Source organism: Cnuella takakiae, assembly GCF_001953305.1.
GTDB lineage: Bacteria > Bacteroidota > Bacteroidia > Chitinophagales > Chitinophagaceae > Flavisolibacter > Flavisolibacter takakiae.
Genome location: NZ_MTFE01000010.1, coordinates 4,139,014 through 4,149,239, shown reverse-complemented (window position 1 = coordinate 4,149,239; position 10,226 = coordinate 4,139,014). Strand labels below are relative to the sequence as shown.

Here is a 10,226-nt window from a genome sequence, read left to right as displayed (position 1 = left end):
GCCCCGGGCGGGCCCCCGCAATGACGGTGCCCGGTGGGTATGCTTAAAAAAACTTGCAGCATCTTTTCCTTGTTATTTCGACACATTGAAAATGCCTTATATTCGGTTTTGCCGTTTTGCTTTACCCCGCCTTACCACATATGAAAAGATTGCTTTTGCCCCTGCTGCTGCTCACCACAACTGTTTTTGCGCAGCAACCCGTTGCCCGCAACCCCAAGGACCTGGTGCTGCAAAAAATAAAAGGTAGCAAGCCCCGCAACGTGGTGTTTATTCTTACCGATGACCACCGCTACGACTTCATGGGGTTTACCGGCAAACTGCCTTGGTTGCGTACACCCAATATGGACCGGTTGTACCAGGATGGTACCTGGTTTAAAAACGCGTTTGTAACCACCGCGCTTTGCTCACCCAGCCGTGCCTCCATACTCACGGGTGCCTACTCGCATGTGCACACCATTGTGGACAATGTGGCGCCGGAACCACCCGAGAATATTTATTTCTCCGAGTACCTGCAAAAGGCGGGGTACCAAACTGGTTTCTTTGGCAAATGGCATATGGGTAATGAAGAAGATTATCCCCGCCCGGGCTTCAGCCATTGGGAAAGTTTCAAAGGACAGGGAGTGTACTACAATCCCGAACTCAATATCAACGGCAAGCGGGTGCAGTATGGCGACTCGGCCTATATCACCGACCTGCTCACCCAACATGCGCTCGACTGGATGAAAGGACGCGACAAATCGAAGCCTTTTTTCCTCTACCTCTCGCACAAGGCGGTACACTCGCCGCTTGCGCCCGCCAAACGGCACCTGGGCATGTACAAGAATGAGCCTTATAAAGTGCCTTCCACTTTTTACCAAACCCGCTCCGATGAGTACAAAAAGCTCGACTGGCCCGAATGGGTAAAACAACAGCGGTACAGCTGGCACGGGGTGGATTTTCCCTATCATACCTACCAGGGCATAGAAAGCCTGGTGCAAACCTACTGCGAGACCCTGATGGGGGTGGACGAAAGCATCGGCTCGGTGATGGATTACCTGAAGAGCGAGGGCCTTGACCAGAACACGCTGGTGATCTATATGGGTGATAATGGCTTCAGCTTTGGTGAGCATGGCCTTATCGACAAACGCCATTTTTACGAGGAGTCGGCCAAAGTGCCCTTCCTGGTGCACTGCCCCGAACTGTTCCAGGGGGGCAAGGTGATCAACAAAATGGTGCAGAACGTGGATGTGGCGCCTACCATTTTATCGGTGGCCGGATTGCAACCGCCAGCAGGCATGGTAGGTAAATCTTTTGTGCCCCTGCTCAAAGGCAACTCCACCGTGTGGCGCGACAAGATTTTTTACGAATACTTCTGGGAATTTGATTTCCCGATGACGCCCACCGTATTTGGTGTGCGCAGCGATAAGTTCAAATACATCCGCTACTATGGCATCTGGGATACCAACGAGCTCTACGACCTGGAGAAAGACCCCGACGAAACCACCAACCTGATCAACAAACCCGAGTACGCCGAAATAGCCAAAAAGCTGGGTGCCGAACTCTTCGACTGGCTGGAGCAAACCAAGGGCATGCAGATACCTTTGAAACGTATTAACCGCAGTCCTTTTGGGGATTACCGGCACAAGAAGATGCTCTGAACCACGGAAACAGGGCGACAAGGAGTTACACCGTTCTTTTCTCTGTGTTGCTCCCTTTCGTTGTGGCTCCGTGGTGCTCCTGTATTTATTTGCGACTTTAGGGCACCTGATTGAATAGCGAAACGAACATGACGCAGTTACTTAGCAATAGACCTTTGTGGATGATTGCCGGTTTTGCCGGGCTGGTGCTTTCCTGCTCGCTGCAACGCACTACGGCCAATGTGCAACGCGAAGTAGTGTCCTGCCATACCAATGTGCCGGCACGTTTTGCGGTGCAAACAAATGCCGCTGTACCTGTTGTGCAAACTGATGCCAGTACCGAAGGCATGGTGTGGATTGATGGCGGCTCCTTTGCTATGGGCGCACATGATGCCGAAGGCAGGCCCGATGAATACCCGGTCCATTCCGTTCAGGTGAAAGGGTTTTGGATGGATGCCACCGAAGTAACCAATGCGCAGTTCCGCAAGTTTGTGGAAGCAACCGGCTATATCACTACTGCTGAAAAGGCACCTGATTGGGAAGAGCTGAAGAAGCAATTGCCGCCCGGTACGCCCAAGCCGCCCGATAGTGTGCTGGTGGCTGCTTCGCTGGTGTTTACACCGCCGGCACAGCCCGTGCCGCTCAACAACGCCGCACAATGGTGGCGCTGGCAAAAGGGTGCCGACTGGCGGCACCCGCAAGGTACGGGCAGCAGTATTGAAGGCAAGGACAACTATCCCGTGGTGCATGTGTCGTGGGATGATGCGGCGGCTTACGCCAAATGGGCCGGCAAGCGCCTGCCTACCGAAGCCGAGTGGGAGTATGCCGCCCGTGGCGGGCAAAAGCAACAACCCTTTACCTGGGGCAGCGAAGCCGTAGATGCGGGCAAGCCCAAGGCCAATACCTGGCAGGGCCATTTCCCCGATAACAATACCACGTGGGATGGCTTTAAGGGGGCAGCACCGGTGAAAACCTTTGCGCCCAATGCCTATGGATTATACGATATGGCCGGAAACGTGTGGGAGTGGTGCGCCGACTGGTACCAGCCTGCTTATTACGAAACCTTGGCTGCTGGTGTTGCCAGCAATCCCGTTGGCCCTGCAAATAGCTTTGACCCCGAAGAGCCGGGCATGCCCAAACGCGTACAACGCGGCGGGTCTTTTTTGTGCCATGCATCTTATTGCGCCAGCTACCGCGTATCGGCTCGTATGAAAGCCTCTCCCGATACGGGTTTGGAACATAGCGGGTTCAGGTGTGTGCGTAGCCGCTAGCAGCCTTGGTGTCGGGGTGCTGCTGCGCAGGCTGGGTGGTGAAGTCTTCTAGGAAGTACATCTTGAGCAGTCCCCTGTTTTTTACTTCCAGTTCGCCCCGGTAGGTGCACGGGAAATCTGCTCTTATTTGCTGGTAGGTGGTTTCCGAAATATTGATCTTTCCGGGTTCCGATTTCGACTCCATCCTGGAAGCAATATTCACCGTATCGCCCCAAATGTCGTATTGCCATTTGGTAGTGCCCACAATACCCGCCACCACCGGGCCGGTATGCAGCCCTATACGTACTTCAAAATGACTGAGTTCGTCTGTGGCGGTCCATTCTTTGCGCACCAGTTCAATCATTTCACGGGCGGCAAGCACAGCTTTTCGTGCATGGTCGGGGGTGGCAATGGGAATGCCCCCTGCACACATGTAGGAATCGCCCACGGTCTTGATCTTTTCCAACCCGTATTTGGTAGTGATGGCATCGAACCCACGAAAATAGTAATCAATGCTGCGCACCAGTTGTTCGGGTTCGATGGTGCCTGCCAGCCGGGAGAATTGTACAAAATCGGTAAACAGTACTGTTACCTGTTCAAAGCGTACAGCTTCCACCTTACCGTTGCGCTTCAGCTCCTGCGCCGTATCTGCCGGCAGGATATTGAGCAGCAGGCTTTCCGATCTTTTCTTTTCCCGCGAGATGGTGCTCAGGTTGCGGTAAAGCGTAGTCATCAGCACCGCCAGCAGGCCCACAATGATAAATAGCGAGACTACGATGATCTGCTGGTTGCGGCGGCTTTGACGCAGGAGGTTTACTTCGGTTTGCTTTTGGGCCACTTCAAAATCGGTGCGCAGGTCGGCAATCTTTTGAACCGAATTGATATTGTTCACACTGTCGCGGTAGGCTATATGCGTTTTAAAATGTTCAAGGGATTGGGCCGGTGCGCCTGTTTGCTCGTAGAGTACGGAAAGCTGCAGGTGGGCTTCGCTGATCTGGTCTTTCAACTGGTATTGCTGCGCCAGGCCGAGGCTGCGCTGTGCGTATTTCAGCGCTGTAGGGATGTTGCCTTTGTTGTGGTAAATCTCCGACATGGCAATCAGGTACACACATACAGGATGATAGTCTTCTGTTTGTTCCAGTATGCGGATTGCTGCATTGATTTGGGTTTCGGCCTGGTAGTTTTGGCCCTGGTTGGCGTACACCATACCAATATTGCCCATGCTATAAGCCTTGCCCGTTGGGTGGTTGATTTTTGCAAACAAATGCGCGGCTTCTTCAAAAAGGAGCAGGGCCGAGTCGTAGCGCTGGTAGTTGAGGTACTCATCGCCGGCATTGGAAAGGGTGGATGCCAAACTAGCCGTATCGCCGGAGCGCCGCAGGGTAGCAATGGCTCTTTGGTAGTAAGTCATTGCATTGGGGTGGTTGTTGGAAAGCGAAAAGATATCGGCGATGGCGGTATAAGCCGTTCCTTCACCTGGTAAAAAGCGGGCCTGCTGTGCGGCTCCCGCGCTCTTGATAAAAGCCGACAGTGCCGGCTCCAGTTCGCCCAGCAACCTTTTTTTATTACCCAGCTGGTAGTAGCCCCGGTGGAGGTACAGGTAGTCGTTTTCCTTGCTGGCCATTGCAATCAGTTCTTCGGCATAGCGGATGGCCTGGGGCAGGTTGCGGCTTTCGTTAAAAGCCAGTTGGCGCAGCAGTTCCATGCGGGCCTGCCCCTTTGTATTGCCCATGCGATATTGCGCCAGCAGGCTATCAGCAACCTGCTGGTCCTGCGCATACAAGCAGCCAGAAAGCAGGACAAAAAAGCCCAGGCATAAGAGCCGGGCTTTTTCCAAATGGTTATGCATTCAGTTGCATTTTGGGATCGTCAAAGTAAACTTCGTTGCTGCCGGGAATGGTAAACCCAATGTTGTAGTTTTCGAACTTGCCCCTGCCGGGAGAAGGGGAGACAACCTGTGCCGAATAGATGCCATTATTGTTTACCGGCTGTGCCGCCAGTACATCGATGCTGTTTTGGTATTTGGGATTGGAAGCATCGCTCTTGGCAACACTGGCAATACTGGTGAGGCCGCTGTTGTTGTCCAGTTCCCATTGAATGGTGTCGCCCGGGCCTACTTCGGTGGTCAGGTTATCATTACCGGGATTGTGACCTTCGCTGTCGCGGAGTTTAAGATTGGTAGAATTGCCGTTGCGGCTTACGTAGATGGTGATCGTTGCCATTGTTGCATTTTGGTTATTGGTGAAAAAAACCAGTGACCGTAAAATGTAGCAATAAATAATGGCGAATCATATTTATAGCAGATTAATCTGCTATTTAATTACCCTTTTTTTGTGTTGGGCTATGCTACTCAATTAGTGTACTAAGATGCTGTTGGCGCAGTTAGGAGGGCTTGGTGCTATGCGCTTTATGCGCGTTACCGAAATTTCTTCAAATCGTTGAGCCTGTAAAACCGCTTGCTCCAGTACAGGCCATTGTTTGCCAGAATAAGCACCGCCGAGCGCAGCATGATGAATACAATAACCAGTGCACTAAACGGGATCAGCAAGGCGTACCACCACCTGCCATAAACGCCTTTGCGGCCTACCATTAAAATAGCCTGAACCAGCACTATGAGTACAGCCACAGCCTGCAATATCACATCCCCCGACAATAAGAAACCCGGCACCGGCAATACAAAAAGCAGCAGTGCACCAAGGGCGTTGGTTGTAACCCTTGCAATGCTGTAATCGACAGAAGAAAACGCGTTCTTGGTGAGCCCGGTGATAAAATCCTTGAGGCTGCTGTACCACTCATAGCTGATACTGTCCTTGCCATACAGCACATGTTGCGGGAAGCCTGCTTTTTTGAGGTGTGCGCCCAGCTTCAGGTCGTCGTTGGGGTGTAGGGCAAAACGAGCATGGGTGCCGATGGTTTCATAAGCATCGCGGTGTACCAGGTTGAAGGCGCCCATGCCGAGGTAGGCATCCGAATTTTTATCAGCAGTAGCCCAGGGCCGGTAGCGGATGTAAAACAGAGCCTGGAAAAAGCTGTTGACACAATTGACCACCCAGGAGCGGGAACGCACATAAGGCAGTACGGTGAGGTGTGCGGCGCCTGTTGTGTGGCAATAGCCAATGGACTTTTCCAGGCTGTCGGCGCTGAACCGCACATCTGCATCGGTAAAAAGGAGCCAATGCTCGCTGCTATGGCGGTAACCCTGGTACAGTGCATAGCTTTTACCCATCCATCCGCCCGGGAGCGCATGAATGGGGATGCATTCAATGTGGTTGTAACGGGCAGTAAATTCTTCAATAATCGACCGGCTGCCGTCGGTAGAGCCATCGTCTACCAGGATGATTTTGTAGTTGGGATAATGGAGCCCCGTTAAAGTGTTGAGTGCCTGCCGCAAGTTTTTTGCCTCGTTGCGTACCGCGATGATCAGTGCGATGGAAGGCTGCGGGACATGGGCAGTTGGTTGTACTGCTTTGAGGTAACCAATCCGCCTGCCGTTGACCAACAGGTACACCGCGATGCCCAACCAGGCCAGCAGTACCAATACCGCGTTGAGGTATGCCATCATAATTGGTACTTCCGAAACAAGCATGCCAGCTTAACGCTAACATTTCTTTTGCCTGCTGAAGCCCGACCTTTGCCGCATGCAGGAGCATCTGAAAGACATTTTCCGGGCCTTGGGCAAGGGCGATACCCAGCAGTTGGCTGGCTTGTTTCGCCGTCCCGGCGGGCGTAAACACCTGGAGAACCTGACCCTTATCCTCATCGGTACCCTGCCCCAGCCTATTGAGGAGAAGCAGGCTCTTTACCGTGGCTTTGTTTCCGTGCTCGACCAAATGGAGGGCCGCATCCGCAGGCAGGAAGAAGGGGAGGAGATATTGGCGGGTGTGGCTTTGGAAAAGTGATGCCAGGGTTAGGGCCACGAAGACGCAAAGACAAAAAGGAGCACAAAGGAAAGTTGCGTGGTAACGTTTTCGGTTTTCTTTTACAGCAATGAAAACGATGAGCCCATTCATGTGCATGTGGAAAGCGGTAGCGGTGTAGCAAAAATCTGGTTGGAACCAGAGATAAAGGTTGCGTATATGCACCAACTGTCACCAAGAGAACAGCGCTATATCATGGAGTTGTTGATGCAATATTCTGAGTATTTTAAAAGCAGGTGGTATGGATACTTTTCACAATAGTTACGACTCCATCGAAAAATTGATTTTCGATTTGGGCATCAGGATCAAAGCTGTTGATTTGGTACCGCAGACTCATGAAATGCTTATATCCCTAACCAACAATCATAGAATCAAATACAGCTTTTCTCATCTGAAAGGTTTTGAAGGCGTTAAACCAGATGCATTTATGAATCATAGGCTCATAGCTGATGGTACAGGTATCCATTGGCCTGAGTTGGATGAAGATTTGAGCCTTAAAGGATTGCTGAAGGAGTATTTGAGGCAAAAGATTAAAGAAGAGCAGGAGATAGTTATTGCTTAGTTTAACTGCGCCCCAGTAGGTGGCTGTTTGTGATTAACGCCTCTTCCCTTCGTGCTGCTTTCTTAACCCTTTTGTGTTTTGTCGGTACTGTTTTTTTAGTCTATCTCTCCCATCGTTCTATACTTGGCAATTCTTCGGATTAATTCCACCGGCAAAGACTCATTCAATGGAAACTGCACCGAGCCTTTGCCCTGTTTGTATTGGGACAATTCTTCCTTAAATGCTTCGTGGCCATTAGGCGTGGCATAAAAGCCGATATGGTTTTTGAATGCTGCAAAATAAACAAGAGGTTTGCCCGCCTGTTTGTAGGTAGGCATGCCATAACTGATGCTTTCTATAGCCTCAGGTGCAGCATCCCTGATGATCTGCCTGATCTCATTCAATCGTTCCTGAACTTCCGCCGGAAAGCTGCTGATATAAGTTGCTACATCTGTGGGTTTGGTTGTTTGCTGTGTTTGCATGATGATACCAATTAAATAGTTGCAAATGGTATGGTTTGTTTGCCGTTAACTATTGGCTTTTGCCGAATACAATCACCAATCACCAATCACTAATCACCAATACCTAATACCCATTACCTAATCCTTCACCCGCACATAGGTTTCCATATTGATGCGGTCCACTCCGGCATCAGCTACTTTTTCTACACCGCGCTGCACGAGGGTGTCCCCTTTGAAGGTAACGGTAAAATCAAACTTATTGCCTTCCCATTCACGGGCACTGCAATACTCCAGGTTTTCGGTGTATTGGTTGTTGCGGAAAGTATAAGTGCCGCCACCGGCAACAAAAACCGCTGCACTGTCCTTGCCTTTTTTGAGGTCGTGTTGCAGGAAAGCAAAATGGCTGTTGTTGATGATCTTGATAAAGGAAATGTCCTTGTTGTAGTTTGTGGTAGTGGTGTCGCCTTTTTCAATAAGGGTACCGCTCAGCAGTCGCCAGGTGCCCGTGATGGCCGGTGCCGGCGGTGTTGTTTCGGTATTCGCAGATTTGGTTTGACAGGCAGCAAGGGCAAGCAATGCAAGGAGGGCTGTTGGTTTCAATGTGGGGCAATTTGCACAATGATAAGCACTAGGATTGGTAAAGAAAAAGACAAAAGGAAAAAGTCAAAATACAAAAGGGAACAGCACACATCGAGACCCTGTTTTGCCTTTTACCTTTTGACTTTGATGGCATCCTTTTATGCAAACACTCCTTAGTTGACCTGCACCACTACATTTCCCTTCTTTTTGCCAGTGTCCACATGCCGGTGTGCTGCCACCATCTCTGTAAAAGGATAGGTTTGTTCGATGCAGGCTTTGAAGGCGCCCTTTTCAAACAATTCTTTCAATTGCAGCAGTTGTTCCCTTGTTTCTTTGGCTACGTCCAGCCCGCCAACCGTGACGTATTTGCCGCCCTTTTCCAGGATCTTTTTGCAGGCACTCTTTGTTGTTTTGCCTACCGCATCAAATACAATGTCAAAGGTTTTTCCTGATTGTGTAAAGTCCTGCTGGCTATACACGATAATCTCATCACTGCCTAAGGCTTTTGCCAGTGCAACGCCCTGTTCGCTACACACAGCTGTAACTATAGCCTTGTAGTGTTTGACAATTTGCAGGGCTGCCGTGCCCACCGAACCTGTTGCGCCATATACCAGCACCTGTTGTCGTGGCCTCGATGCAATGCCTGCCTTCTGGAGAAAATACAGCGCCGTGGTGCCGCCAAAAAGGATGGCCGCGGCTTCTTCAAAACTGGCATTGGCAGGCTTGTGTGCGATGCTGCTGTTTTCGGGCAGCGTGATATAATCGGCATAGGCACCGAACTTAAAACCGGTGCTGGCAAATACGGCATCGCCAATTTGAAAAGCCTGTACGTTTTTGCCAACAGCTTCCACCACGCCCGATAGCACATTACCCAACACCGGTTTGCGGGGCCGGGTGAAACCCAGCACAAAGCGCATGACGATCCGCAGGAAACCGCCTACAGCAAGACCGCGTACCCGCACATCACCCGAATTGACGGCTGTAGCCATGATCTTTACCAGTACTTCATTGTCTTTGGGTTGTGGTTTATCGATTTCCGTGATGCGCAGTACTTCGGGAGCGCCATAAGCAGGACAGATAATGGCTTTCATACCTGGTTGTGGTTTTGGTGAGCGGAGTAGCCTTTAAGCTAGTGCACTGTTAACAGCCTTGCAATAGCAGGTAGCATTGCAATGCGGGTAAAAGTAAAAGGCAAAACGTAAAAACAAAACCTGTTATTCGTCAGGTGTTTCGCTTTTAAATTTTGCCTTTAGATTACTGATCTTTTCTATACTGCTTTATACACGCAACAATCCCCTGAAACCCCTTACGCCATAATACGAACCCGCGCCATTGTGGTACGCAAACACATGGCCATAGCGGTAGTCGCCAAAGATGGCGCCGCCCTGTTTGCGGATGGCTTGGGGTGTGAGCAGCCAGCTGGAGGTTTTGGTGTCCACGGGACCCAATTGCTGCAAATGGCGGTACTCCGCTTCGGTGAGCAGGGTGATGCCCATTTCTGCAGCCATTTCCACCACCGTATTTTCCGGGCGGTGTTCCTTGCGCGATTCCCACCCTTCGCGGTCGTAGCAAACACTGCGGCGGCCCTTGGGGCTTTCCGGTGCACAGTCCATAAAGAGGTATTCGCCTGTGGCCGCATCCTGGCCCACTACATCGGGCTCGCCGCCGGTGGCTTCCATCTGCTCCAGCGACCAGAGTTTTCCGGGGTTGGCCTTCAGCTTTGTTTGTACCTCTTCCCATTGTACGTTGGGATGGCGATGCATGTTCTTGGTGAAACGCTTTTGAAGCAGCGAAAGGAGCGTGGCTTGTTGTTCCGGTGGCAAACTATTGTTCATATCGTACACGCGATGATAGATGGATTA

12 protein-coding genes are annotated in these 10,226 nt (G+C 51.1%); 5 read left to right on the top strand and 7 right to left on the bottom strand.

Annotated elements, in window-relative coordinates:
- Positions 1-140: 140 nt before the first annotated feature.
- Both BUE76_RS17810 and BUE76_RS17805 read left to right on the top strand, forming a co-directional pair.
- A complete protein-coding gene (locus BUE76_RS17810) occupies positions 141-1,637 on the top strand; it encodes a sulfatase family protein (RefSeq protein WP_073043354.1) in 1,497 nt (498 codons plus the stop codon).
- Positions 1,638-1,765: 128 nt separating this feature from the next.
- Positions 1,766-2,887, top strand: coding sequence for a formylglycine-generating enzyme family protein (locus BUE76_RS17805; RefSeq protein ID WP_073043352.1), 1,122 nt, complete (start codon positions 1,766-1,768; stop codon positions 2,885-2,887).
- Here BUE76_RS17805 and BUE76_RS17800 read toward each other — a convergent pair.
- The 3 genes from BUE76_RS17800 to BUE76_RS17790 all read right to left on the bottom strand — a co-directional run bounded on the left by BUE76_RS17800 (position 2,865) and on the right by BUE76_RS17790 (position 6,428).
- The gene (locus tag BUE76_RS17800) at positions 2,865-4,715 is read right to left on the bottom strand and encodes an adenylate/guanylate cyclase domain-containing protein (RefSeq protein WP_073043350.1); all 1,851 of its coding nucleotides are present in this window, start codon (positions 4,713-4,715) and stop codon (positions 2,865-2,867) included. The two genes, BUE76_RS17805 and BUE76_RS17800, sit on opposite strands and share 23 nt — an antisense overlap.
- Positions 4,708-5,088, bottom strand: a complete 381-nt coding sequence (locus tag BUE76_RS17795; RefSeq protein WP_073043348.1) for a hypothetical protein — start codon at positions 5,086-5,088, stop codon at positions 4,708-4,710. Before BUE76_RS17795 ends, BUE76_RS17800 begins: the two co-directional genes overlap by 8 nt.
- Positions 5,089-5,282: 194 nt before the next feature.
- Positions 5,283-6,428 (bottom strand): glycosyltransferase, encoded by a 1,146-nt coding sequence (locus BUE76_RS17790; protein ID WP_158069998.1) that lies wholly within the window; start codon positions 6,426-6,428, stop codon positions 5,283-5,285.
- A 76-nt stretch (positions 6,429-6,504) separates the two neighbouring features.
- On the opposite strand from BUE76_RS17790, the gene BUE76_RS17785 reads away from it, so the two are divergent.
- From BUE76_RS17785 to BUE76_RS17775, 3 genes are read left to right on the top strand one after another with little or no spacing between them, the layout of a single operon-like run.
- The gene (locus tag BUE76_RS17785; RefSeq protein ID WP_073043344.1) at positions 6,505-6,765 is read left to right on the top strand and encodes a hypothetical protein; all 261 of its coding nucleotides are present in this window, start codon (positions 6,505-6,507) and stop codon (positions 6,763-6,765) included.
- A gap of 57 nt (positions 6,766-6,822) precedes the next feature.
- Complete coding sequence (locus BUE76_RS25470; RefSeq protein WP_073043342.1) at positions 6,823-7,044, top strand: DUF4160 domain-containing protein; 222 nt, start codon at positions 6,823-6,825, stop codon at positions 7,042-7,044.
- Complete coding sequence (locus BUE76_RS17775) at positions 7,025-7,345, top strand: DUF2442 domain-containing protein (protein ID WP_073043340.1); 321 nt, start codon at positions 7,025-7,027, stop codon at positions 7,343-7,345. Before BUE76_RS25470 ends, BUE76_RS17775 begins: the two co-directional genes overlap by 20 nt.
- A 95-nt stretch (positions 7,346-7,440) precedes the next feature.
- On the opposite strand, the gene BUE76_RS17770 is transcribed toward BUE76_RS17775, so the two are convergent.
- The 4 genes from BUE76_RS17770 to BUE76_RS17755 all read right to left on the bottom strand — a co-directional run bounded on the left by BUE76_RS17770 (position 7,441) and on the right by BUE76_RS17755 (position 10,199).
- The gene (locus tag BUE76_RS17770) at positions 7,441-7,806 is read right to left on the bottom strand and encodes an iron chaperone (protein ID WP_073043338.1); all 366 of its coding nucleotides are present in this window, start codon (positions 7,804-7,806) and stop codon (positions 7,441-7,443) included.
- Between the two features lie 117 nt (positions 7,807-7,923).
- Positions 7,924-8,385: a hypothetical protein gene (locus tag BUE76_RS17765; RefSeq protein ID WP_143157304.1), complete on the bottom strand. Its 462-nt coding sequence runs from the start codon at positions 8,383-8,385 to the stop codon at positions 7,924-7,926.
- Between the two features lie 152 nt (positions 8,386-8,537).
- A complete protein-coding gene (locus tag BUE76_RS17760; RefSeq protein ID WP_073043336.1) occupies positions 8,538-9,455 on the bottom strand; it encodes an NAD(P)-dependent alcohol dehydrogenase in 918 nt (305 codons plus the stop codon).
- Between the two features lie 186 nt (positions 9,456-9,641).
- Entirely contained in the window at positions 9,642-10,199 is a 558-nt protein-coding gene (locus BUE76_RS17755; protein WP_073043334.1) for a DUF4256 domain-containing protein, read from the bottom strand.
- Positions 10,200-10,226 lie beyond the last annotated feature (27 nt).